Raw genomic sequence first — 23,747 nt, forward strand, 5'->3', positions numbered from 1 at the left:
TCGTTTTTCATTTCTGGCACACCGCTTGCAATACCTTCTTCGTGTAGCAGAACCATTACCGAATTCTGACCGGAGGGGATCTATGAAGCTGGTGACCGTGATAATCAAACCATTCAAGCTGGAAGACGTTCGTGAAGCGTTATCTTCCATTGGTATTCAGGGGCTGACCGTCACCGAAGTGAAAGGTTTCGGGCGTCAGAAAGGACATGCTGAGCTGTACCGGGGGGCGGAATACAGCGTCAACTTCCTGCCAAAAGTAAAAATTGATGTGGCGATTGCTGATGACCAACTCGATGAAGTGATCGATATCGTCAGCAAGGCGGCTTACACCGGAAAAATTGGCGACGGCAAAATCTTCGTCGCTGAATTGCAACGCGTCATTCGAATTCGTACCGGCGAAGCCGACGAAGCGGCGCTGTAATCTCTGGCACACAGCAACAGGAACGAAAAATGAAGATAGCGACGATAAAAACTGGGCTTGCTTCACTGGCGATGCTGCCGGGACTGGTAACGGCTGCACCTGCGGTGGCCGATAAAGCCGACAATGCGTTTATGATGATTTGTACTGCGCTGGTGCTGTTTATGACTATTCCGGGAATTGCCCTGTTTTACGGTGGGTTGATTCGCGGCAAAAACGTGCTGTCGATGCTGACGCAGGTGACCGTGACGTTTGCACTGGTCTGTATTCTCTGGGTGGTTTACGGCTACTCGCTGGCGTTTGGTGAAGGCAACAATTTCTTTGGCAACATTAACTGGTTAATGCTGAAAAACATCGAACTGACGGCGGTGATGGGCAGCATTTATCAGTATATCCACGTAGCGTTTCAGGGATCGTTTGCCTGCATTACCGTAGGCTTGATCGTTGGGGCGCTGGCGGAACGAATCCGCTTCTCAGCTGTGTTGATCTTCGTGGTAGTGTGGCTGACGCTCTCTTACATTCCGATTGCGCATATGGTCTGGGGCGGCGGTTTGCTGGCTTCTCACGGTGCGCTGGATTTCGCGGGCGGCACGGTGGTGCACATTAACGCCGCAATTGCCGGTCTGGTGGGCGCATATCTGATAGGCAAACGCGTGGGCTTCGGCAAAGAGGCGTTTAAACCGCACAACCTGCCGATGGTCTTTACCGGGACTGCCATTCTCTATATCGGTTGGTTTGGCTTTAACGCCGGGTCAGCGGGCACGGCGAATGAAATCGCGGCACTGGCATTTGTGAATACTGTGGTCGCAACGGCAGCGGCAATTCTTGGCTGGATCTTCGGTGAATGGGCGCTGCGTGGTAAGCCTTCACTGCTGGGAGCGTGTTCTGGCGCGATTGCCGGTCTGGTCGGCGTGACGCCAGCCTGTGGCTATATTGGGGTTGGCGGTGCGTTGATTATCGGCGGGGTAGCTGGTCTGGCGGGCTTGTGGGGCGTTACCATGTTGAAACGCCTGCTGCGGGTGGATGATCCCTGCGATGTCTTCGGGGTACACGGTGTTTGTGGCATTGTCGGCTGTATCATGACCGGGATTTTTGCCGCCAGTTCGCTGGGGGGGGTGGGCTTCGCCGAAGGTGTGACGATGGGACATCAGCTGTTGGTACAGCTGGAAAGCATCGCCATTACGATTGTCTGGTCTGGTGTGGTGGCATTTATTGGCTACAAACTGGCGGATTTGACAGTTGGCCTGCGCGTGCCGGAAGAGCAGGAGCGCGAAGGACTGGACGTCAACAGCCACGGTGAAAATGCTTATAACGCGTAACAAGCACTGCAAAAAAATAGCCGGACGGTTTTCACCTCCGGCTGTTTTTTTAATTGTGATTACGCATTACCCCTTCCTGAACGGTCGAGGCAACCAGCACGCCGTCCTGGGTATAAAACTCCCCGCGCACAAAGCCGCGTGCGCTGGACGCCGAGGTGCTCTCCACGCTATACAACAGCCATTCGTTCAAATTAAACGGGCGATGGAACCACATGGAATGGTCAATGGTGGCAATCTGAATCCCCGGTTCAAGAAAACCGATGCCGTGCGGCTGTAAAGCAACCGGCAGGAAGTTAAGGTCAGAAGCGTAACCGAGCAGATACTGATGAACGCGCAGATCATCCGGCACGCTACCATTTGCGCGGATCCATACCTGACGATGCGGTTCTGCAACGTGCCCTTTCAGCGGGTTATGAAACTCTACCGGACGAACCTCCAGCGGACGATCGCAGATGAATTTATCTTTTAGCACCGGCGGCAGCAGGTGCGCCAGCGATTGGGCGATTTGCGTTTCCGAAGGCAGGCCATCAGGCGCTGGCGCGGGCGGCATCTCTTTTTGGTGCTCGAATCCAGCCTCTGGCGCCTGGAAAGAGGCCGTCATATAGAAAATCGGTTTACCGTTTTGAATAGCAGCAACCCGGCGGGCGCTGAAGCTGTTGCCGTCGCGTAGCGTTTCTACATCATAAATAATGGGTTTTTTGCTATCGCCAGGGCGAAGAAAGTAGCTATGAAACGAATGCACCAGACGCTCTTCCGGGACCGTCTCTTTTGCTGCATATAGCGCCTGACCAACAACCTGGCCGCCAAAGACCTGGCGTAAACCTAAATCCTCACTCTGGCCGCGAAAGAGTCCTTCCTCAATTTTTTCCAGATTTAACAATGTCAGTAAATTTTTTAGCGCCTGACTCATATAACTCTCCAGTAACAAAGCTGCCGCAGCAAGCCAAAGTGAGTTGAGTATAACGCAATTTTGGTACTGGTCCGATGGGTGCAATGGTCTGAATTACGGGCCAAATGCAGGCGTTAATACGTGACATGTGCCACACTTATTGACGTTACTATTTTGTTAACCACTCTTCCGGCGAGGAAAGTTAGCCCGCTGGTGCATTGATAATAAGGAGAAGTGAATGAAACTCGTGCACATGGCCAGTGGTTTAGCGGTTGCAATTGCGTTGGCAGCTTGCGCGGATAAAAGCGCGGATATCCAGACGCCAGCACCGGCTGCAAATACGTCTATTGCAGCGACACAGCAACCTGCTATACAACAACCGAATGTTTCCGGTACGGTCTGGATCCGTCAGAAAGTCGCACTGCCGCCTGATGCTGTGCTGACCGTGACACTTTCTGACGCGTCGTTAGCCGATGCGCCTTCTAAAGTTCTGGCGCAGAAAGCAGTACGTACCGAAGGTAAACAGTCACCGTTCAGTTTTGTTCTGCCATTTAACCCGGCAGACGTTCAGCCGAACGCACGTATCCTGTTGAGTGCGGCGGTTACCGTGAACGACAAATTGGTGTTTATCACCGATACCGTTCAACCGGTGATCAATCAGGGCGGAACCAAAGCTGACCTGACATTAGTGCCGGTTCAGCAAACCGCTGTACCGGTTCAGGCCAGCGGTGGCGCAACGACCACCGTACCTTCGACTTCACCAACCCAGGTGAATCCGTCTTCGGCAGTTCCAGCCCCTACGCAATACTAAGCGCCACTAACCCTCTCCGCTGGAGAGGGTTAGTAAATCCAGCGATAACGCTGTAAGTCGATTTGCCCGCTTCCCGACACCATCACTCCTTCTGCCAGTAATGCCTGCCGTTGACGCTGCAAATCCGGGCCGGTTAACGAGATTGTGCCGTGGCGATTAACCACCCGATGCCAGGGGAGGGTGCTGCCTTCGGGTAGACGCTTTAACACACCGCCCACCTGGCGCGCAGCACGGGGTGATCCTGCCAGTTTTGCGACGTCGCCGTAAGTGGTGACGTAGCCTTCGGGAATAGCGGCTACGATTTGCCAGACGCGTTGGGGAAATGAATCTTCTTTTTCCATCTTTTCTTCCTGAGGTAATTTTTCAGCATAATCTGGAAACACCTCTGAGTGAAGCCGCATTGCGCAAGAAACCAGCATCCGGCACGCAATGGGTTGCAATTAGCCGGGGCAGCAGTGATAATGCGCCTGCGCGTTGGTTCTCAACGCTCTCAATGGGGGCTCTGTTGGTTCTCCCGCAACGCTACTCTGTTTACCAGGTCAGGTCCGGAAGGAAGCAGCCAAGGCAGATGACGCGTGTGCCGGGATGTAGCTGGCAGGGCCCCCACCCATTTCAGGGTAAGTACTTGATAGATAATGTCTAAAGTACTGAAATCTCTCCCCCATAGCCTTAGTGGTACAAAAACTGTGTATCACCAGTAGGCTGCACGATGTCCCTTATGCTCTCCCGTCATGGGATCTGGTACTACCGGAAAGTTAACGTCTTACCCTGTGGTAAACGCCGTGAGTTTCGTCGTTCGTTAGGTACTCGTTCAAAGACTGAAGCGACAAAGCGATCTTTACGCTTTGCAGATCGCCCTTGGCTGATTACTGAGACGTCCACGACTACAATCGATTTGATCCAATCCCCTAATTCAGACTTGTCGCTTAGCGAGCTAAAACTACATGCTGAGCAGTACGTTGAGTTTAAAAGCCGTGAAGTTTGTGAAAGGGAAGTTTCTTCTATCAAACGCTGTATTGATAAGTACTTTAGCTTCACTGAGCAGGTGTTTAAGCGTAGTAGGGCTGCTGAATTCATTAGCGGGCTGGATGTCGCGATTCCTACAAAGAACAAATATGTTAAGAAAATCAGTGGGTTTTTTCGATGGCTGAAACACCGTACTGACTATGATTTTCAAAATCCCTTTGAGGGATTGCTCCAAAAGGATCGCGAGCCAGTTTCCCAAAAGCGAGAGGCATATACCTCTGCTCAGATCAGATGCCTAGAGAATGGAATCAGTACATTACCTGACTGGAAGATATGGATTATTTTGCTTGGTCGATTTACGGGGATGAGGGCTAATGAAATTTGTCAACTATATCATGGTGATATATTAAAAAATGAGGGAAGATGGTGCATCAGGATTGATGATCGTCATGATGGACAGGTGGTCAAAACGGAGAACAGTAAACGTACAATACCAATTCATAATAAATTGATAGATATTGGATTTTTGGACTATGTACAGAAACAGAAAGGCAGACTGTTTCCGCAGTTAACTTTTTATAAAGGGTCATACAGCCACTACTTCACCCGCTGGTTCAGCGGTTACCGCAAAAAATTAGGGGTTCCAGAGTTTCATTCACTGCGACATTACATTGCCACTAAGTTAAAAAATGCTGGTGTAGTGGAGCATTATGCTGCTGCATTCTTAGGACATGCAGATAATTCAATTACATACAGAAGATATGGTAAGTCAGTCGCGGTATCTCAACTATATGATCTATTAGAACATATTTGATTCGTACTAAGCAGCCTCTTCGCTGAGAGCCTGCTTAGTGAGACGGGAGAGCATAAGGGACATCGTGCAGCCTACTGGTGATACACAGTTTTTGTACCACTAAGGCTATGGGGGAGAGATTTCAGTACTTTAGACATTATCTATCAAGTACTTACCCTGAAATGGGTGGGGGCCCTGCCATCAGCCATTAGTACTAAATTGTGTTGGTTAATCAATTGGTTATAGTGGTAGTACTACAACAGTACTGTACCACTCTAGATAGTACCGTCCAGCACAAAATCTTGCAAGGTAACGTGTTTCAATAGATTTGTTATTATGTTTATTGATTTTTCTTTTTTATATCCTGCCTGACCGCAAGGTCGCATAAATTTATGCACCACTTAGAAAGTACATGAATACTTCTAAAACAATTTACGAATGTATCAGTAAGAAAGTACAAAGATACTCGCTAAATCATCTAATAATGTACCAGTTAAAAAGTACAAAGATAGTGCCTAAATGATATATGATTCTTTGACTTGAATAGTAATGATATTGTCAAGAAAAAGTTGCAACTATTCCTTGATTGGGGCAATTTTGCCCGTTAACATATAGCCAATCGAACATAAACAACAGCCGTAGGAGGTTAACCATGAGATGAATTTTAATTTAGAGGAGTGACAAAATGTCAAAGAAAAACGGTAAAATAAAAACAAAAAATAAAATCAGGACTAATAGGAAGTCATTGAACAAATCAGTTCGAAAGAAAGAAAAGGTTAATTTCATTCAACTAACATTCTCTCAGTACGAGAATATCCTACTAAGTGATATGACAAGTGCTAGGATTTGTAATTTACTTAAAGTTAATTGCGATCAAGATTTCATTAGCAATTTACGCAAAAATAAAGTGCCAGAGTATCGTGAATGGTTCAAGAAGGTACGTGGAGTATAACCCCACCCATTTTCTTCTTAAATAAAAAGCCTGAGTATTAGGAATACATCAGGCCAATATTAATTAACATCTTCCATAGGGGTATTTATCATGGCAAAAAAAGAAAGGATTTATAACAATAAAAAGTTAGAAGAAGCACTAAAACGTGTTACTTACAGTGGCCTAACATCAGAAGCAACTCTAATAATTAACCAGACGATTCAAGAGTGTAAATCATTGGGAAAGTACAAGTTACCTGTTAAAGATGTCTTCTACATCGTCAAACACGCTACAGAGCTTTCAAAAGTACAGGTTAAGTATTATCTTACCTTAACCCGTTCAGATCAGATGAAGAAATTTGCAGCAAGTGAATCATCTATCGAGAAGTACAAATTAGCCTGTACCGCAGTTGCTAAAGCATTGGATAAGTTTGTAGAAGAAGGTGGTACGCTATGTGGACTAAAGAAAGCATTTCCTGGTAAGCCATTAACCGACGAACAGAAGAACGCAGTACAGGAACTATTGAACAGTAATGCCTCAGCGAAAGATCTGATTGCATATCTACGAACCATTGTTTAATCGTACCTATAACCGTAACTTAAAACTAAGAAATACGGTTATCATGATTATTAGTGAATTATTTTTCAAATAAAAGTCCGTAAAATCAGTAGGTTATTCTTGTTTTATGCAGTGGGGTGAATAACCGTAACTTAATATAATATTGCCTTTCACCTGATATTTTGAATGTATTAGCCTTACTGATATTCAGTATCTAAAGAGCCTAACTTCGCTTTGCTTGTTAGTCTCTATAAAAACCAAATATCAGATCGTAACTTTGCGTTTTTCTCGCAGTACTCGAAAGCACGCCAAAGCCGTTACTCGCTTTCGCTCAAACAGATAACAGTACTGACAAATGAAGTACTCAAAGTGTTTTTAGGTCGGATTATCAATTTACAAGGGGCATCAAATGCCCCCATGTTTATGATTTTATGTAATTAGGATTTCTGAATCTAAAGAATCGTGGTGATTCTTTATCATTGTTCGATATGTCTGCAACAGTTTTATCGCAGTAATATAATGTCGTTCCAGTGCTATATATGATAAGGATAATATAAGAGACATTTAATACCATGCTTTGATTCCATATCTGGTGCATGGAAAGTATAAAGCAAGCGTACCATGTAGCTATAATTAGCTTGCTTAGAAATATATTAATCTTAGTGACTGATGGGCGTTTGGTTCTATGGTTTTCGAAGAAGAAAAGTTTATAAAGGTTTCCTGTGACATAATATTCAATTTTATCAATTATAAACTCCCAGTTTTCTTGCCAATACTTACTACCGATATTCACATAACAAAAACATAAAGCAAAAACAGAACCAATGATCGCAAGTGCAGGGGCTAAGAAAGTATAGTTGTCATGGGTGAACAAATAACCAAATGCAGCTGTTATTACAGTGAAGAATGCGAAGAAGTATGTAGCACGCTTCCAATAGAGATCTATTTCAAACTTTCTTATGTCGTGGGCTTTATCAAGTGCGAGGGTGATTTTTTTATGATCAATTGAATCTTGGATAATTGGACCTTCACAATCAATAAATTCTGCGAAAAAGTCCTTATCTTCTGGTCTTATTTCAATAACTTCTTTATTATTCTCGTCCATAATCAAATCGCTTTAGGATAAAACGGAAGTATACAAAGAATTTATTCGTTCTGTATACTACGAGAAAGTACTCCCCCTTGCTAATGGGTAGGTTTGTTGGGTGTGAGGGGGAATACTCAAAACGGCAGTTCTTCTTGTCCACAAAACCAACCATCTTCATGAAGCCTGGCAATTCATCTTCCCTCGCCAGATAAGCTAACCCTTCCAGTACTGACCAGAGCGAAGCGACTTCGATCCGATTTATCCCCCTCCATGATGGTGTTCCCGACAAAACGCACAAGAAGCCCCCCTGAAAGCGATTTTAGCCAAAGGCTGAAATCTCAAGCCATATGCGATAAAGAGACCTTAGCGGTTTTCTGAGGGCGTTTAAACGGCAGACCCAAACCATACTTCTGGTGTTTCCGAAGTACTGACCAACGTCTGATCGTTTTTACCTATTGATTTGTCTTCAATTAATAGATATTGATAGATTTAACCGATCGAAAATCAAAAATTGATCGCTTTAATCGATCAGTGTATTGCGAAGTGATACTATGATTGCCTTTGATACACAACGTTTGAGGGATTTTATGGCCGGGCTTGTCGTTTTCATCATTTGTGTGATCCTTGCAGTACTTACTTTCAGGAAAGTTTCAAACTATTCCAGAAATAAAGGTCGGGGAAAGTTCCGTACTTTGATTACGTCGTTAGGCATGAGTTTTATTGTCTTTGTCGTTTCGGTAGGTATCGGTTCCGGGGTTGTTTCACAAGATAAAAGTACTGATGTAAAGGCTTCAACGTCTACCAGTACTGAAAAGGCCAAAACCAATGTTTATAAATGCGATAAGTTCGATGCAATAATACAAACTCGACAGGGAACAAAAAGCGATTCAGGTTACTATTCAGATAAAGGAATTTTAATTTATTATACTATTTCCGATAATGAATTAATCAGTCGAATGCCAATTCCCGGCGATAAAGATAGTGTGTATACTGCTAAATTCAACAAGATTGCAGCAGATGGTTCAAGGAAGTACGGAAATTCGTCAAGTAATTATTTTGTATCTGTACTTAATGATAATACTATAAAAGTAATTGATGTTGAATTTAACCATAATGCAACCATTACACAAATTTGTTCTAAACAATGATTATATTCAAGGGGAAGAACAGATGAAAAGAGCATTATCAGTACTGTTGTCGATAGTTCCATTAACCACAATTGCGGCTACTATTCCTGACGGTAAAACTGAAAAGCCGTTCGTAATTGATGGGGAAGTTATTTGTTTGAAAGAAATTCAGAAGCAAATCCCCCCTTATCTCAAATCTTTTGAAGAAGAAAGCGGGGTTAAGTACAAGTACAATGTTAAATCTGGTTTATCGTACAAAGATACTGTAGGGCTGCGGTTACAGATCAATCGTGTGGATTCGGGGTTGGATATGCGTGTTGCGGATCTTGATTACTACTGGTTACAGGAACGCGGCAGCCTGTGTCAACCAACATACATGGTAGTTGATCGTTCTCAATGAGCACGGGCTAGATAAGGTCGCGGAAGCGGCCTTCGTCGAGGACAATTGAAACGCCGAAAACATTACTGGCCTTAAACAAAGAAAATTATAAAATTATAGTTTTCTTGCTTTTAGTGCTAAAAGTAAAGGAATCATTTACGCAAATAAAAATAAAGGCTATTTTTTTCTACACGAATTAAAATATCACTTAATTTGTATTTAGATCTTGATTTTGCAATTTCTGCTTTGTATTTTGTGGCTGTGGCTGTGGCTGTGCTTTTACCTCTTCTTCTAATTTATTACTCGGTGACATATTATTATCTAAGCAAAACAACCCCAATACCACTATTGCAATAACAGCATTAAAACTATTCCAAATAATTGAAAATCTTTTCCGTCGGGACTCTATATATGCAGTGTCATCTGCTTTTAATTTTTCTGTATTAATTATGTTATTTAAATCGTCTTCATTAAGAAGATCTTTATATCTGTTTTTGATTGTGTCATAACGGCTGAGTAATCTATCTTTTTCTTCCAATACTTCTTTATTTGTAAAATACCAATAGACAACAGAGAATAAAATAAACACCAGAGTTACAACTAGAGTTTCTAAGGTTACAGTTCCTCTATAACTATTGGATGTGATTATCTTAATGAGAAATACCGAAATAAAGAATGTTATAATACTCCAAAAACTAGTTTTGAAGGTGGAAAACATGTTTTTAGTAATGTCAGATGCTTTGTCTGATTGCCCAACGAGAAACTCAGAAATTTTATTTTTTATTTCAATGTATTGCTTTACATTATCCTTAAGGTAAATGTCATAGCCCGATTCTATGGACTTTAATGTGCCATGATTTATCGATGTCATACTCTTATCCACCATATGAATGGATATTATATTTCGAGCAAGACCAATTTTATCTATGAAGTTGCCGCTATTATAGACCCACTTGTAAATATCGAAAAGCTCACTTGTACTGTTATTGCTCATGTCTTTTATTGCAATAACTTCACTGATTAGTCTATAACCTTTGAATTTATAATCAATATATAAATCATTACTATCACTCTCAACTGAAATTTCAGATGTATCAGCGAGATAAACAATGAGAAAAGTTGTTAATAGAGAATCAAATGTGTTTTTTATATCAGAATGACAAGACCCTGAAGGGGACAGGAAAAAATCATCGGGAATGAATTTATATTGTGAATCATTTATGAAATGGCAGCTTTTATTTCTTTTTGAGATGATGGAATCCCGGGCTATGCTGAGAGTATTAGAACCAACCAAATCTTTTTGGCTAACAAATTTGATTGTTTCACTACCAAAGGAGTTAATGTCGTCCCAGACATTAAAAAGCAACTCCTTATGTAGATCAAAGCAGTTAAGATATGTCAGAATACTGGATACATTCGCCCCAAAGACATTTTTGATGAAATTATCAAAGTTAAATATATGTATTTTATTGTCTTTATCTAAGGCGATTTTTTTATCAATAGAAATGCAAATAATAATGGTATCATCAGTTTCTGAAAATTGAATAGCATTGTCAATTTTATCTTTAACTTGTTGAAGATCACTACAATATTCTGGGGAAATAAGAAGGGTGAATGAATCACAAGTCTCAAACTTAAAGTCAATTTCAATATCTAGATTGTTAGCTATGACTTCATTTGTTAATTCTTCCACCCGTTGAGAATAATCTTGATGGATAGTAGTTTCTAAAATACGATATTCAGCCTTAAATAAATGAAAGTTGTCGCAAGAAGAAACTTCTTGCGATGGCATGAATAAATCGGCTATTTTAGATACTATATTCATACGTTATCTTCTTTTCCTGCACTAAATTCTTCGTAACCAGTATCTGAGTAGATTTTCAGATATTTACCTAACGCATCTGATTCGGGAACTATTTTTTTACGGAAATCAGCAACTTCCCCGTTGATTCTTAATTCAATGTTGTCTGACAAAGCTATTGTTTTCTTTATTCTAGCACGAATTACATTTGGTTCTAATTGAAATTGCCTATCAAATTTCGAGTTTTTATGATCTGGTAATGCTTTAAATTTCTCGATTATTTGGTCGAAACGTTCATCAATAGCTGGGCTTTCTGGCTTATGTGAACGTACTTTCTCTACTAATTCATCGTATGCAAATTGCTCATTGTTTCTAAAGTAAGCAATAATGTCATTACGCATATACCAATAATCCACGGAAGAGTGCTTTTCTACTTCCCTTTTAAGAAAGTTTTCAATTGAACCAAACGCATTTTTTGTATTAAGTTCAGAACTTTGAAGTTCTACAGTACTGAGGAAGTTTTTCCACCAATATTCACTAATTGAAGCTCCGCTATCCGATATAAGAATCTCTTCAACATCATATGTGTTGCTGAAGCTAACTAAACATGATTTTTGGAGCCTTTGACGATTAAGAGGAAGTCCTTTTTTGATTTTTGACTCTATCTCATCAAAAAAATCGCTATGTTCAATTTTAAGTATTACGAAATTGAAATTATTGTCACGAGAAAGTAGTAAAATTAATAAGGCTCCTTTTTTAATTTTTTTCTTCATAGCCTTAATTTTATCTTGAGCATCTATTTCCACGGACAAAAGTTTTTCAGCAATTCCAAGTGTTCTCTTGTCCCACTCGTTTTGATCATTAACAAGCACGTTAAGATGAGCAGGGACAAATTCTTCTATTGCTCTGAATTTAAAGGATTTGCTGCGAGTATTTTCCAGTAACTCATCTAACAATTGGCCGCAATACTTCTGAAAATCGCCCTCACCGTGTTCAAGGTCTACCCTACTTGCTTCTGCCTGTTCTACGGATATGTTAAACATTGCGTGTGATATAACTTTAAGTTCACTCATTGCTGATAAGTCCTTATAAGAAATCAAATCACAGCACTGGTTATTCATACAGTATATTCCGAATGAATCTATCTACCAGCACCTTTACAAAAAATTAGAAGAGGTTGTCACTAACATAAACACTGCCGACTGCGATACATCTAATTAAACATGAAAAATTCTCTATAAGCCAGACAGTTAGCTCGATTTGTCTATGCGTAAATGGATATTATTTCATTGGAAATAGTAACTTATTGTTATTGATGTGCAGTATTCCTAGTGCATCATATGTATACCTCTAGCAGACCTACACATATCTAATTCAAAATGGTTCATTAAATGGATTTTACAACCTAAAACAGACCATATATAATGAACCACATAAAACAGACTGATGGTGACTATCATGCGTGTATGGGCATATCTAAGAGCTTCGACGAAAGAGCAAGATGCGGATAGGGCATTGAAAGAGTTGGAGGCATTTGCTCATTCGCATGATCTGAAAATATCAAAGTACTTTAAAGAAAATGAATCAGGTGCAAGCCTACAGCGGCCTCAATTATTTTTACTCTTAGATATCGCGGAACGTGGCGATATTCTGCTCTGTGAGCAAATAGATCGTATAAGCCGACTTACCGCAGAGGACTGGAAAACCTTACGAGGACTCATCGAATCTAAAGGGATCAGGGTTGTATCGTTAGATTTGCCTACGAGCCATCAGCTTTTACATGTTCAGGATGAGTTCACCGTTCGTATGTTTGAAGCAATGAATTCTATGATGCTCGATATGCTGGCGGCAATCAGTCGCAAGGACTACGAAGATCGCCGCAGACGACAAAAGCAGGGTATTGAAAAGGCCAAGAGAGAGAAAAAATATCGTGGTCGCCCAGTTGATGAGAGCCTGCATCATAAAGTACAAGAATTACTGTCTGACGGTAAAAGCTGGAGCAAAATTCAGGCTTTGATCGGTTGTTCAAGGGCTACTATCGCAAAGGTGGCTAAAAACTCATCTCTTACAGCAGAATAGTGGGTAACAAAGGGCAGAGTAGGCCAGCACTGCCAGATTGTTAACGAATATAGCGGTATAGGGTTAAGGAAGGGTACTTACAGTTTCGTAGTGAAAGAATCCTTTCGATATCTATCCACGTTTTGTGATTAAAATCAATTTAAACACAATATGTGGTATTGAGTGGTTGGTTTTGTCGCTATATGCTGATGTTTCCATGGAAATAGAGGGTTCGATAATGGGTAAAGATCAGCATGTTGTTCCTCATGATGGAGGTTGGGCCGTTAAGGGGGCAGGAAACAGTAAAGCGACCTCCGTTCACTCAACAAAGCAATCTGCGGTGGACGCTGCAAGAGGGATTGCTACAAACCAAAAAAGTGAGCTTGTGATCCATAACAAGGATGGCAGGATCGCAAAAAAAGATTCGCATGGTAACGATCCTTGTCCACCAAAGGATAAGAAGTAATTGAATAAGGGGCTTGTCGCCCCTTTTTTATGTACATCGGGTAGGCACTTCCGACACTATAAATTTCGAAAAGTGCATGTCATGTCCCCAACCATGACGGCACGTTACCTTGCAAGATTTTGTGCTGGACGGTACTATCTAGAGTGGTACAGTACTGTTGTAGTACTACCACTATAACCAATTGATTAACCAACACAATTTAGTACTAATGGCTGATGGCAGGGCCCCCACCCATTTCTGCTCCTGCCGTTTCGTCAAAAAATCCCAATGTGGCTAAACTTTAACCACGACTGACGCCGCAAGAATTGTCTGGCTGCGCAGTACGCTTCGGAGGTATTTCTGATGAAGTATGTTGATGGTTTTGTGGTTGCTGTTCCTGCCGAAAATAAAGATGCCTATCGAGAAATGGCCGCAAAGGCCGCGCCATTGTTTAAAGAGTTCGGCGCGCTTCGTATTGTTGAATGTTGGGCCAGCGATGTGCCAAACGGCAAAGTGACCGATTTTCGCATGGCAGTGAAAGCGGAAGAGAATGAGGAAGTGGTGTTTAGCTGGATTGAATACCCTTCAAAAGAGGTCCGCGACGCTGCCAATCAAAAAATGATGTCTGACCCACGAATGAAAGAGTTCGGCGAATCAATGCCGTTTGATGGCAAACGGATGATTTACGGCGGGTTTGAGTCAATCATCGACGAGTAGCGTGACGGGCTGTGCGGCGTGCCGCCAGCCCCCAAAATTTACAGATGGTATTCTGCCCAGCGTATGAAATCTTCTTTTGGCAACGCTTTGCTGTACAGCCAGCCCTGACCGTAATGCACGCCATGCTGACGTAGCCACTCTTCCTGTTTACCCGTTTCGATCCCTTCCGCCACCATTTTCAGTTTCAACGTTTTTGCCATTTCGATGATATGCGGTGTGACATTTTTATATTCCAACGCATCAACGAAGGATTTATCGATCTTCAGAATGTCGACATCCAGATCCTGTAAATAACTTAAACTTGAATACCCCGTACCAAAATCATCCAGGTAAATATCATGACCCGCTTCCCGGTAGCGCGAAATTATCGGGGCGCTGGTTTTCGGATCGGCAAATTCGCGCTCTGTAAGTTCAAGAGCGATCTGTTTGGGGTTAACCTGGTAGTGATTGATCATGTCTCGCAGCAGTTGCGGAATTTTTTCCGAGGCGAGCACGGTGGATTCAAGATTGATGGAAATATGTTGTTCCGGGTGTTGTCGCAGCCAGTCGCCCATATCTTCAAACACGTTTCTTATAATCAGCAGCGTCAGAGGCTCAGAAAGACCCGTTTGCTGTGCCAGCGGAATAAAACTATCTGGCGACAACCAACTACCGTCTGTCTGCGGCCAGCGCGCCAGTGCTTCAGCACCGACAATTTTGCCATTGGCTAAGGAGATAATCGGCTGATAGTGCACACAAATATCACGATTTTCGATGGCATCCTGCAAGCGATGATGCGGAGACTGGATACGACGCAAAATACGCAGCACAAACATGGCTGCCAGCAGGCCAATTAACAACCCTACAGGTAACCAGATAAAGACCTGCCGATGCCAGCCTTTTTGCAACGTTTTCGTTGAAGCCCAGGTGATGATGGAAATATTCATCTCTGGTAAGGGCAGAATGTCGTAAATGATCCCATTATTTTCGATGTGCTCACCGGGTGTTTTTTGCAATTGGGTAATAATACCCCGGGCAATTTCGTCGCTGCTGGTTATGACTATATTACGGGCATTGCCAATAATAGCGGCATCAATTTGCCATGAGCTATAAGGAATCACGTCGATAAAGGAGGCGGGGTCGATCATCACTACGTAATGTGCGGTTCCCATAGCAACCATGTAACGGGTAATACCTAAGTCATTGTGTGAGGTTAACCAGACCCGATAACCATCTTTTGAAATCTTCCCCGGCTCCGGAAAGGTATCCGGTGGGCTTTCGTGTTCCAGAGAAGAGCATTGGGGAACGTTGTTATCGATATAAACCACTTCCTGAATATAGCGATAGCTGTATGAAACCCGCCGCATTTCCATGAGATGCTCTTCACTACAGGCTCCGCCTTGCCATCTTTCCAGCTCTTGTAGTGCATCTTTCCCTTGCGTCGCCACTTTATTGGCTCGAATAGCGACGCGGGAGGAATAGGTATTCAGCTCTTCAACAAACGACGCTTCTACCTGCTGATGAGCCAGCCAGATGCTTAAGCCGACAGGCAGTAGTACTGAAAGTATAAGCACTCCCGAAATCAGGCCGACCAGATGTCGTGTTCTCACCAACATGTCCTTATCAACACAATGTAGGGAAAGTATATCTGATTGTGGAAAAAGGCTGGCAGGAGATAAGTGGGTAAGGTCAGTATTTCATGAAATGATGGGGGGGCAACGATCATTGTCAATTGACCAGGCGCAGAGCTTACGCCTGGTGTGAAAGTCTGACTTAAGTTGTTGATTCGGCGCGAGCGAGAGTGAAAATATCGTAAAAAGACAGCTCGCCTTTACGGGTGATCATTTTTTGCAGTTGTTCTTTATGAACATCTGCGACACGCGGCGAGTTCAGTATGGTTTCAACCAGCGCGGCAGGGACAAAGCGCGTGTTATACCATTCGCCGTTATAGCAAACTCGAAAATCCAGCACGTCGATGTCTTCGTAGCGGTAGCGTGGGTAGACATCGAAAAAGAAGAAACCGTTGAGCAGGATGAATAGCACGACAAGGAGCCAGACTGAACCTGATAGCGTTTCGGACTGCAACATCACTGCCAGCGTAGCAAAAAAGGCAACATACATGCCAATAAACAGCCCCGGATGTTTGCGGATAAAACTGATACTAAAGCGGGGCTTGTTGTCGCGTTTTTCGCGCGTATTCAGAGATTCAATTGTTTCGGTCAGCAGGCGTTGTATTTCGGTCATCTTTTGCCTTCGTGGTATCTGCAACTCTCCAGGGAACACCTTATTTTAACGTGGGAATGACATGAGAAAAGTAACAGATTAACTACAATTTTGCATAACAGTTGCAATTTGTAGTTACAGTTTTTTAATGACTCTGGCTGGGTTACCGCCTACGACAACATTATCAGGGACATCTTTGGTGACGACGGCACCTGATGCCACTACGACGTTATCGCCAATGGTAACGCCCGGGTTAATGATGGCACGACCACCAATCCAGACGTTGTTACCGATAGTCACCGGTTTCCCCAGTTCAACACCGCTATTACGTGCTACAGGGTCGATGGGATGTGTTGCCGTGTAGATATGGACACCAGGCGCCAGCATACAATTATCGCCGATATGAATAGGGCAGACATCAAGCATCACGCAATCGAAGTTCGCGTAAAACCCTTTACCGAGAAAAATGTTATAGCCATAGTCGCAGCGAAAGGAGGGCTCAATATACGCATCCGCAACCTGACCGAGTAAATCGGCGAGGATTTTTTGGCGTAAGGATTGATCTTCCGGCGAGGAAGGATTGTATTGGTGAATAAGCTGACGAGCGCGCAGGCGATCGCGAGATAAAGTCTCATCTGCCGATCGATACAACTCACCAGCAATCATCTTTTCTTTTTCTGTGCTCATTACTGACGACCCGGTTGCTGGAAATGGGGCAACACAGTAATACGAAATGTCAGTGATGAGAACGTTCCCGTCACCTCTGTGTGACAGAAGTCACACGCGGCATGTCGTCAGAGTAAAAATAAAATATATCTAATAAACAGATGGTTATAGTCCAGTGCTTATACTGTTTAATTATCGAATAAATTTCCACACCGAGGAAGGGATCTTGTCGTAAAGCTTATTCATGGTCAATTCTGCAAGACGGTGATCTGCGGCTGAGTAAAATACCGCCAGTTCATTATCTGATAATTCGTATTTATTTTTCTCGATAACACGTTCCAGCGTGTCAATTGTCTGACAACGACGCAAACGCATCAAATAATCGGTTTTCGTTAAAGGCTTATCGGACATACTTCTACCCATGGTTGTAATAATTAGAACAAGATAAACTCGCAGGATTCTCTTTAGTGGCGTTCACAAAACAACGGAACAGTCGGTTACCTGACTTCCGCCATTTCTGGAGATCCTGCATATTAATACCATAACTACTGAACAACATAAAGGTGTCGTCCAGATATTCATCTATCTGCTCAATGAGCTTATTGTCTTCATTATACTTAATTTTGTAATTAAGTGCGAAGGTCGCAATATGCTCAATGAGTTCATTAAGCTGCAGATTGATAGCCGAGGTAGGGTCGTTAACCCAACCATGATTGCTTTCTTCAAGGTTTGCAAGACAGTCATGATACAGGGTTTCGCAGAGAAATTTAAGCTGTGCAATATCATGTCTTTTTGGTGAGTATTCATCCATAACGCGTCCCCTTCTTAGTGGTTGAACTAACGGACACCTTTCGGGGTGGGAAAACTTACTGACCTGGACTTGCCCTCACAGTTGTTAGATTAACTATAATCCACTCTTTGAAGGTTTTCATCGCATTATTACGAAAAATTACAATTAGGGGGAGGAGAGGGAAAAGGCTTACTTTTTCACCCTACATCAACCACGTATAGGCTAAAGCAGTTTGTTTGATGCTATTCATAACGTAATCAGGATCCTTGCGTCGAGGGTGATAAAATGAGACGGGAATTTGTCACACTAATACCCAGGATTACTCTGATTATGATGTAATTGATATGAATAAATAAAGGATTGCCGCAAATAATTAAGAATAGCCTCTAGATGTCTATGGGTTATTATACCTATTACTACCACTTAATATAAATTAACTAACAATAAGCATTTTTTATGAATTTTATGTAGCGTTAAAACTAACTTCCGTTTGCGAGCTTAGCTGTAAACATTGTTATTTTAAGATTATACGTATTAAAAAGGCCGCTTGCGCGGCCTTAGTGATTACGAGATCTATCAATGATGATCGACAGTATGGTTATGTTCGATATCTTCATTCTTGCGACTAAAGCGGCGGCGAACCACCACAAAGAACACCGGAACGAAGAAGATTGCCAGTACTGTTGCCGTCACCATCCCGCCCATTACGCCAGTACCTACCGCATTTTGTGCGCCAGAGCCAGCACCAGTGCTGATAACCAACGGCATAACACCGAGGATAAACGCTAGTGAGGTCATCAGGATTGGGCGTAAACGCATACGCACCGCGTCCAGAGTTGCTTCAATCAGACCTTTACCTTCTTTATCCATCAAGTCTTTGGCGAATTCGACGATAAGTATCGCGTTCTTCGCCGACAACCCAATGGTTGTAAGCAGGCCCACCTGGAAGTATACGTCATTGGTTAAGCCACGGAAGGTGGCTGCCAGCAACGCACCGATAACCCCTAGCGGAACAACCAGCATAACGGAGAACGGAATCGACCAGCTCTCATACAGCGCCGCCAGACACAGGAACACCACAATCAACGAAATTGCGTACAGCGAAGGCGCCTGGTTGCCGGAGAGACGTTCCTGATAGGACATCCCCGTCCAGTCGTAGCCAACCCCCGTAGGCAGTTTGCTCGCCAGTTGCTCCATCAACGCCATCGCTTCACCGGTACTCTTGCCTGGTGCTGCCTGGCCTAAGATCTCCATGGATGGCAGACCGTTGTAACGTTCCAGACGCGGCGAACCGTATTCCCAACGGGAAGAGGAGAACGCCGAGAATGGCACCATCTGACCATTAGCCGCGCGGACATACCAGTTACCGATATCTTCTGGCAACATGCGGTATTTCGCTTCTGACATCACATAAACTTTCTTCACGCGACCACGGTCGATAAAGTCGTTCACGTAGCTGCCGCCCCATGCAGCACCCAGAGTGGTGTTAATGTCGTTGATAGAAACACCCAGCGCCTGAGCTTTTTCCTGGTCGATATCAATTTTAAACTGCGGCGTGTCTTCCAGACCGTTCGGACGCACGCTGGTCAGCATATCAGGATGCTTCGCCGCTTCGCCCAGCAACTGGTTACGTGCCTGAGTCAGTTTTTCGTGACCGAGGCCGGCCTGGTCAATCAACTCAAAGTCAAAACCGGTTGCCGTACCCAGTTCTACAATCGCTGGCAGGTTAAAGGCGAACACCATCGCATCTTTAATCTGCGAGAAAGCGCGCGTTGCACGCGTGGTAATTGCTTCAACTTTGTTTTCATCACCCGGACGGTCAGCCCAGTCCTTCAACGAAACGAACGCAATACCCGTGTTCTGACCACGTCCTGCAAAACCGAAGCCGTTAACGGCGAACACCGATTCAACGTTGTTCTTTTCTTTGGTCAGATAGTAATTCGTCACTTCGTTGAGCACTTTCTGCGTGCGTTCCTGCGTTGCACCTGCAGGCAGCTGAACCATGGTCATAAATACGCCCTGGTCTTCATCTGGCAAGAAGGAGCTTGGCAGACGCACGAACAGATAGGCCATGCCGACCACGATGATCAGATACAGCACCAGATAACGCCCCGTACTGCGCAGAATTCCGCCTACGCTGTCGGTGTAGTGGTGCGTGCTCTTCTCGAACATGCGGTTAAACCAGCCGAAGAAGCCTTTCTTGCCTTCCCCGTGATCGCCTTTGGCAATCGGTTTCAGCATGGTCGCACAAAGCGCCGGAGTCAGGATCAATGCCACCAGTACCGACAGTGCCATTGCCGAAACAATGGTAATGGAGAACTGACGATAGATTGCACCAGTCGAACCGCCGAAGAAGGCCATTGGTACGAATACCGCAGACAGCACCATCGCGATACCCACCAGTGCGCCCTGAATCTGCCCCATCGATTTACGTGTAGCTTCTTTCGGCGGCAAACCTTCTTCCGCCATCACACGTTCCACGTTTTCTACTACAACGATGGCGTCATCCACCAACAGGCCGATAGCGAGCACCATCCCGAACATCGTTAGCGTGTTTATCGAGAAGCCAAAGGCAGCAAGAACCGCAAAGGTTCCCAGCAATACCACCGGTACGGCAATGGTCGGAATCAACGTCGCGCGGAAGTTCTGCAAGAACAGATACATGACCAGGAACACGAGGATGATCGCTTCAACCAGCGTTTTAACCACTTCGTGAATGGAGATTTTCACGAACGGCGTAGTGTCGTATGGATAAACGATTTTCAGACCCGATGGGAAGAACGGCTCCATCTTCGCCAGTTCAGCACGGATTGCCGCAGCCGTATCCAGCGCGTTCGCACCGGTCGCCAGTTTGATACCCAGACCAGAAGCGGGTTGTCCGTTAAACTCTGCGATGATGTCGTAGTTCTCACCACCCAGCTCAATTTTCGCCACATCACGCAGCAGTACGCGGGAACCATCCTGATTCACTTTCAGCAGAATTTTGCCGAACTCTTCAGTGGAGGTCAGACGCGTCTGAGCAATAATAGAGGCGTTAAGCTGCTGGCCTTTCACCGGCGGCGTACCACCGAGCTGACCGGCCGCGACCTGGGCGTTTTGTGCTTTGATAGCGGTAATGACATCAACCGGCGTTAACTGGTATTTGTTCAGCTCATTCGGGTTCATCCAGATACGCATCGCATACTGTGAACCGAACAGCTGAACGTCACCGACGCCTGATGTACGGCTGATGGCATCTTTCATATTCGCCGCTACATAGTCGGATATATCCTCCTGCGTCATGGAGCCATCGGTGTTGATAACGCCGACAACCATCAGGAAGCTACTGGAGGATTTCTCAACGCTCACCCCTTGCTGCTGTACTTCCTGCGGCAGTAATGGCATCGCCAGTTGCAGTTTGTTCTGCACCTGAACCTGCGCAATATCCGCATCAGTACCAGACTCAAAGGTCAGGGTGATCTGCACAGTACCCGTGGAGTCACTGTTGGAGGACATGTACATCAGGTTATCAATACCGTTCATATTCTGTTCGATAACCTGTGTAACAGTGTCCTGCACCGTTTTTGCATCAGCGCCAGGATAGGAAGCGGAGATCGTTACTGCCGGCGGTGCAATCGTAGGATATTGCGCCACCGGCAGTTTGAGGATCGCCAGCCCCCCTGCCAACATGATGATGATGGCGATCACCCACGCAAAAATCGGGCGATCAATAAAGAAATTAGGCATGTCTTAACGGCTCCTGTTTAAGTTAAGACTTGGACTGTTCAGGCTGAGCACCGCTTGCGTCTTGCTGGTTGTTATCAGCGGTTATCTCTTGTGCTTTCACCTGGACACCAGGACGCACTTTCTGCAGCCCACTTACTACTACTCGTTCGCCTGCTTTCAGACCCTCAGTCACCAGCCACTTATCGCCAATGGCCTGGCTTGCGACGATCGGACGAGTTTCCACTTTGTCATCCGCGCCAACTACCAGAACGGTAGCTTCGCCGCGTGGTGTACGAGTTACACCTTGTTGCGGAACTAAAATGGCGGTTGGATTAAGCCCTTCTTCCAGACGTGCGCGCACGAACATACCCGGCAGCAGGGTGTGATCCGGGTTCGGGAAGATAGCGCGTAAAGTGATAGAACCGGTGGTCTGATCAACGGTAACGTCAGAGAACTCCAGCGTACCGTCCTGCGGGAACTTAATACCGTCACTGGTGATTAGCGAGACTTTGGCTTTACCGTTCTCTTGCTTCAGTGTGCCGTTGGCGAGTTCTTGTTTCAGACGCAGGAAATCGTTACTGGACTGAGTAACATCAACGTAGATCGGATCAAGTTGCTGCACGGTCGCCAGCGCAGTCGCCTGGCCGTTTTGCACCAATGCGCCTTCCGTCACGTTCGATTTACCAATACGGCCGGTAATCGGAGAGGTGACTTTGGTGTAAGCCAGATTGATGCGCGCGGTTTCAACAGCCGCTTTCGCCGCAGTAACAGCCGCATTTGCCTGTTGCGCATCAGCCAGCGCCTGATCGTACTCTTGCTTACTGATGTACTGAGTACCCAGCAGCTTCTGGTAACGATTAACAGTCAACTGCGCGATATTGGCTGCTGCCTGCGCTTTAGCCAGATCGCCTTTTGCACTGTCGTACGCTGCCTGATAGGTCGCAGGATCAATCTGATAGAGAGAGACACCTGCTTCGATGTCGCTACCTTCTTTGAAATTACGCTTCAGGATAATCCCGCTAACTTGAGGACGAACTTCTGCGATCCGGTAGGCACTGGTGCGACCCGGAAGCTCGGTTGTGATCTGCAGAGGTTCAGTTTTGACTGTTACTACCCCAACAGCGGGCATCTGCTGGCCACCTTGTTGGGCCTGTTTGTCGTCACATCCTGTAAGCGCTAAGCTGCCTGAGAGCATCAGAACGATCGCCAGAGGCGTAAACCCTCTGTTTTTGTTCATATGTAAACCTCGAGTGTCCGATTTCAAATTGGTCAATGGTCAAAAGTCGATAAACCCATTGCTGCGTTTATATTATCGTCGTGCTATGGTACATACATTCATAAATGTATGTAAATCTAACGCCTGTAAATTCACGAACATATGGCACGAAAAACCAAACAAGAAGCGCAAGAAACGCGTCAACACATCCTCGATGTGGCTTTACGTCTTTTCTCACAGCAGGGGGTATCATCCACCTCACTGGGAGAGATTGCAAAAGCAGCAGGCGTTACGCGTGGTGCAATCTACTGGCATTTTAAAGATAAGTCGGATTTGTTCAGTGAGATCTGGGAGCTGTCAGAATCCAATATTGGTGAACTAGAGCTTGAGTATCAGGCAAAATTCCCTGACGATCCACTCTCAGTATTAAGAGAAATACTAATTCATGTTCTTGAATCGACGGTGACTGAAGAGCGGCGGCGATTATTGATGGAGATTATTTTCCACAAATGCGAATTTGTCGGAGAAATGGCTGTTGTTCAACAGGCACAACGTAATCTCTGTCTGGAAAGTTATGACCGTATAGAACAAACGTTAAGACATTGTATTGAAGCGAAAATGCTGCCCGCAGATTTAATGACGCGTCGCGCAGCCATTATTATGCGCGGCTATATTTCCGGCTTAATGGAAAATTGGCTCTTTGCCCCGCAATCTTTTGACCTCAAAAAAGAAGCCCGCGATTACGTTGCCATATTGTTGGAAATGTATCTTCTTTGCCCTACGCTTCGTACACCTGTCACCAACGAAAAATCCTGAATCAGACTCCAGGATTTTTCCTGGACATTTTCTCTGTTGCTATTCTGGCTCTC

Annotated in this window: 23 protein-coding genes and 1 other RNA gene; 12 read left to right on the forward strand and 12 right to left on the reverse strand. The window is 44.5% G+C overall.

Annotated elements, in window-relative coordinates:
- Positions 1–82: 82 nt before the first annotated feature.
- Both glnK and amtB read left to right on the forward strand, forming a co-directional pair.
- The gene (gene glnK, locus FC814_RS04425; protein WP_000780338.1) at positions 83–421 is read left to right on the forward strand and encodes a P-II family nitrogen regulator; all 339 of its coding nucleotides are present in this window, start codon (positions 83–85) and stop codon (positions 419–421) included.
- 29 nt (positions 422–450) lie between these two features.
- A complete protein-coding gene (gene amtB, locus FC814_RS04430; protein ID WP_000685049.1) occupies positions 451–1,737 on the forward strand; it encodes an ammonium transporter AmtB in 1,287 nt (428 codons plus the stop codon).
- A gap of 49 nt (positions 1,738–1,786) precedes the next feature.
- On the opposite strand, the gene tesB is transcribed toward amtB, so the two are convergent.
- Entirely contained in the window at positions 1,787–2,647 is an 861-nt protein-coding gene (gene tesB, locus FC814_RS04435) for an acyl-CoA thioesterase II (RefSeq protein ID WP_010347651.1), read from the reverse strand.
- A 217-nt stretch (positions 2,648–2,864) separates the two neighbouring features.
- On the opposite strand from tesB, the gene FC814_RS04440 reads away from it, so the two are divergent.
- Positions 2,865–3,437, forward strand: a complete 573-nt coding sequence (locus FC814_RS04440; protein ID WP_000779815.1) for a YbaY family lipoprotein — start codon at positions 2,865–2,867, stop codon at positions 3,435–3,437.
- A 29-nt stretch (positions 3,438–3,466) separates the two neighbouring features.
- Here FC814_RS04440 and FC814_RS04445 read toward each other — a convergent pair whose 3' ends face one another.
- A complete protein-coding gene (locus tag FC814_RS04445; RefSeq protein ID WP_000409910.1) occupies positions 3,467–3,778 on the reverse strand; it encodes an MGMT family protein in 312 nt (103 codons plus the stop codon).
- Between the two features lie 162 nt (positions 3,779–3,940).
- On the opposite strand from FC814_RS04445, the gene ffs reads away from it, so the two are divergent.
- The 3 genes from ffs (at position 3,941) to FC814_RS04460 (ending at position 6,706) form a co-directional block, all read left to right on the forward strand.
- Positions 3,941–4,037: signal recognition particle sRNA small type (gene ffs, locus FC814_RS04450), an RNA gene on the forward strand.
- Positions 4,038–4,155: 118 nt separating this feature from the next.
- A complete protein-coding gene (locus FC814_RS04455; RefSeq protein ID WP_000952466.1) occupies positions 4,156–5,217 on the forward strand; it encodes a site-specific integrase in 1,062 nt (353 codons plus the stop codon).
- Between the two features lie 1,021 nt (positions 5,218–6,238).
- Positions 6,239–6,706, forward strand: coding sequence for a hypothetical protein (locus FC814_RS04460; RefSeq protein ID WP_137325571.1), 468 nt, complete (start codon positions 6,239–6,241; stop codon positions 6,704–6,706).
- A 400-nt stretch (positions 6,707–7,106) separates the two neighbouring features.
- Here FC814_RS04460 and FC814_RS04465 read toward each other — a convergent pair whose 3' ends face one another.
- The gene (locus FC814_RS04465; RefSeq protein WP_000344175.1) at positions 7,107–7,790 is read right to left on the reverse strand and encodes a hypothetical protein; all 684 of its coding nucleotides are present in this window, start codon (positions 7,788–7,790) and stop codon (positions 7,107–7,109) included.
- Between the two features lie 533 nt (positions 7,791–8,323).
- On the opposite strand from FC814_RS04465, the gene FC814_RS04470 reads away from it, so the two are divergent.
- Both FC814_RS04470 and FC814_RS04475 read left to right on the forward strand, forming a co-directional pair.
- Complete coding sequence (locus FC814_RS04470; RefSeq protein ID WP_000559957.1) at positions 8,324–8,920, forward strand: hypothetical protein; 597 nt, start codon at positions 8,324–8,326, stop codon at positions 8,918–8,920.
- Between the two features lie 22 nt (positions 8,921–8,942).
- A complete protein-coding gene (locus FC814_RS04475) occupies positions 8,943–9,299 on the forward strand; it encodes a hypothetical protein (protein ID WP_000816832.1) in 357 nt (118 codons plus the stop codon).
- A 187-nt stretch (positions 9,300–9,486) separates the two neighbouring features.
- Here the strand turns inward: FC814_RS04475 and FC814_RS04480 are convergent, their stop codons facing one another.
- Together FC814_RS04480 and FC814_RS04485 are read right to left on the reverse strand one after the other, a co-directional pair.
- A complete protein-coding gene (locus FC814_RS04480; protein WP_108451206.1) occupies positions 9,487–11,103 on the reverse strand; it encodes a hypothetical protein in 1,617 nt (538 codons plus the stop codon).
- Complete coding sequence (locus tag FC814_RS04485; protein ID WP_032082908.1) at positions 11,100–12,152, reverse strand: nucleoid-associated protein; 1,053 nt, start codon at positions 12,150–12,152, stop codon at positions 11,100–11,102. The genes FC814_RS04480 and FC814_RS04485 overlap by 4 nt, the downstream gene beginning before the upstream one ends.
- Before the next feature lie 385 nt (positions 12,153–12,537).
- Between FC814_RS04485 and FC814_RS04490 the strand changes: the two genes are divergently transcribed.
- The 3 genes from FC814_RS04490 to FC814_RS04500 all read left to right on the forward strand — a co-directional run bounded on the left by FC814_RS04490 (position 12,538) and on the right by FC814_RS04500 (position 14,299).
- Positions 12,538–13,158 carry a recombinase family protein gene (locus FC814_RS04490; protein WP_001267012.1) on the forward strand — a complete coding sequence of 207 codons (621 nt, stop codon included), beginning with the start codon at positions 12,538–12,540 and terminating at the stop codon, positions 13,156–13,158.
- A gap of 217 nt (positions 13,159–13,375) precedes the next feature.
- The gene (locus FC814_RS04495; protein WP_024183738.1) at positions 13,376–13,603 is read left to right on the forward strand and encodes a DUF2188 domain-containing protein; all 228 of its coding nucleotides are present in this window, start codon (positions 13,376–13,378) and stop codon (positions 13,601–13,603) included.
- A 342-nt stretch (positions 13,604–13,945) separates the two neighbouring features.
- Positions 13,946–14,299, forward strand: coding sequence for a DUF1428 domain-containing protein (locus FC814_RS04500; RefSeq protein WP_000878149.1), 354 nt, complete (start codon positions 13,946–13,948; stop codon positions 14,297–14,299).
- A 38-nt stretch (positions 14,300–14,337) separates the two neighbouring features.
- Here the strand turns inward: FC814_RS04500 and pdeB are convergent, their stop codons facing one another.
- The 7 genes from pdeB to acrA all read right to left on the reverse strand — a co-directional run bounded on the left by pdeB (position 14,338) and on the right by acrA (position 22,899).
- Positions 14,338–15,888, reverse strand: coding sequence for a cyclic-guanylate-specific phosphodiesterase PdeB (gene pdeB, locus FC814_RS04505; protein WP_137325572.1), 1,551 nt, complete (start codon positions 15,886–15,888; stop codon positions 14,338–14,340).
- Positions 15,889–16,051: 163 nt separating this feature from the next.
- Positions 16,052–16,522 (reverse strand): YlaC family protein, encoded by a 471-nt coding sequence (locus FC814_RS04510; protein ID WP_105289778.1) that lies wholly within the window; start codon positions 16,520–16,522, stop codon positions 16,052–16,054.
- A gap of 114 nt (positions 16,523–16,636) precedes the next feature.
- Complete coding sequence (gene maa / locus FC814_RS04515; protein ID WP_137325573.1) at positions 16,637–17,188, reverse strand: maltose O-acetyltransferase; 552 nt, start codon at positions 17,186–17,188, stop codon at positions 16,637–16,639.
- Positions 17,189–17,359: 171 nt separating this feature from the next.
- Positions 17,360–17,578 carry an HHA domain-containing protein gene (locus FC814_RS04520; protein ID WP_001280991.1) on the reverse strand — a complete coding sequence of 73 codons (219 nt, stop codon included), beginning with the start codon at positions 17,576–17,578 and terminating at the stop codon, positions 17,360–17,362.
- 4 nt (positions 17,579–17,582) lie between these two features.
- A complete protein-coding gene (gene tomB, locus FC814_RS04525) occupies positions 17,583–17,978 on the reverse strand; it encodes an Hha toxicity modulator TomB (RefSeq protein WP_000344801.1) in 396 nt (131 codons plus the stop codon).
- Between the two features lie 555 nt (positions 17,979–18,533).
- Positions 18,534–21,683 carry an efflux RND transporter permease AcrB gene (acrB, locus tag FC814_RS04530; RefSeq protein WP_001132459.1) on the reverse strand — a complete coding sequence of 1,050 codons (3,150 nt, stop codon included), beginning with the start codon at positions 21,681–21,683 and terminating at the stop codon, positions 18,534–18,536.
- A gap of 22 nt (positions 21,684–21,705) precedes the next feature.
- Complete coding sequence (gene acrA, locus FC814_RS04535; RefSeq protein WP_010347661.1) at positions 21,706–22,899, reverse strand: multidrug efflux RND transporter periplasmic adaptor subunit AcrA; 1,194 nt, start codon at positions 22,897–22,899, stop codon at positions 21,706–21,708.
- 141 nt (positions 22,900–23,040) lie between these two features.
- Here acrA and acrR point away from each other — a divergent pair, with 141 nt between their 5' ends.
- A complete protein-coding gene (gene acrR / locus FC814_RS04540) occupies positions 23,041–23,694 on the forward strand; it encodes a multidrug efflux transporter transcriptional repressor AcrR (RefSeq protein ID WP_032224794.1) in 654 nt (217 codons plus the stop codon).
- The last annotated feature ends 53 nt before the right edge of the window (positions 23,695–23,747 follow it).

Origin of the sequence: Escherichia sp. MR (genome assembly GCF_005280595.1) — a bacterium.
Taxonomy (GTDB): Bacteria; Pseudomonadota; Gammaproteobacteria; order Enterobacterales; family Enterobacteriaceae; genus Escherichia; species Escherichia ruysiae.

Coding starts and splice junctions, on each gene's coding strand:
- FC814_RS04495 (WP_024183738.1), top strand. CDS start 13,376: ATGGGTAAAGATCAGCATGTTGTTCCTCATGATGGAGGTTGGGCCGTT.
- FC814_RS04470 (WP_000559957.1), top strand. CDS start 8,324: ATGATTGCCTTTGATACACAACGTTTGAGGGATTTTATGGCCGGGCTT.
- FC814_RS04460 (WP_137325571.1), top strand. CDS start 6,239: ATGGCAAAAAAAGAAAGGATTTATAACAATAAAAAGTTAGAAGAAGCA.
- amtB (WP_000685049.1), top strand. CDS start 451: ATGAAGATAGCGACGATAAAAACTGGGCTTGCTTCACTGGCGATGCTG.
- FC814_RS04475 (WP_000816832.1), top strand. CDS start 8,943: ATGAAAAGAGCATTATCAGTACTGTTGTCGATAGTTCCATTAACCACA.
- FC814_RS04500 (WP_000878149.1), top strand. CDS start 13,946: ATGAAGTATGTTGATGGTTTTGTGGTTGCTGTTCCTGCCGAAAATAAA.
- tomB (WP_000344801.1), bottom strand. CDS start 17,978: ATGGATGAATACTCACCAAAAAGACATGATATTGCACAGCTTAAATTT.
- tesB (WP_010347651.1), bottom strand. CDS start 2,647: ATGAGTCAGGCGCTAAAAAATTTACTGACATTGTTAAATCTGGAAAAA.
- acrR (WP_032224794.1), top strand. CDS start 23,041: ATGGCACGAAAAACCAAACAAGAAGCGCAAGAAACGCGTCAACACATC.
- acrA (WP_010347661.1), bottom strand. CDS start 22,899: ATGAACAAAAACAGAGGGTTTACGCCTCTGGCGATCGTTCTGATGCTC.
- maa (WP_137325573.1), bottom strand. CDS start 17,188: ATGAGCACAGAAAAAGAAAAGATGATTGCTGGTGAGTTGTATCGATCG.
- FC814_RS04510 (WP_105289778.1), bottom strand. CDS start 16,522: ATGACCGAAATACAACGCCTGCTGACCGAAACAATTGAATCTCTGAAT.
- FC814_RS04490 (WP_001267012.1), top strand. CDS start 12,538: ATGCGTGTATGGGCATATCTAAGAGCTTCGACGAAAGAGCAAGATGCG.
- glnK (WP_000780338.1), top strand. CDS start 83: ATGAAGCTGGTGACCGTGATAATCAAACCATTCAAGCTGGAAGACGTT.
- acrB (WP_001132459.1), bottom strand. CDS start 21,683: ATGCCTAATTTCTTTATTGATCGCCCGATTTTTGCGTGGGTGATCGCC.
- FC814_RS04520 (WP_001280991.1), bottom strand. CDS start 17,578: ATGTCCGATAAGCCTTTAACGAAAACCGATTATTTGATGCGTTTGCGT.
- FC814_RS04440 (WP_000779815.1), top strand. CDS start 2,865: ATGAAACTCGTGCACATGGCCAGTGGTTTAGCGGTTGCAATTGCGTTG.
- FC814_RS04465 (WP_000344175.1), bottom strand. CDS start 7,790: ATGGACGAGAATAATAAAGAAGTTATTGAAATAAGACCAGAAGATAAG.
- FC814_RS04485 (WP_032082908.1), bottom strand. CDS start 12,152: ATGAGTGAACTTAAAGTTATATCACACGCAATGTTTAACATATCCGTA.
- FC814_RS04455 (WP_000952466.1), top strand. CDS start 4,156: ATGCTCTCCCGTCATGGGATCTGGTACTACCGGAAAGTTAACGTCTTA.
- FC814_RS04480 (WP_108451206.1), bottom strand. CDS start 11,103: ATGAATATAGTATCTAAAATAGCCGATTTATTCATGCCATCGCAAGAA.
- FC814_RS04445 (WP_000409910.1), bottom strand. CDS start 3,778: ATGGAAAAAGAAGATTCATTTCCCCAACGCGTCTGGCAAATCGTAGCC.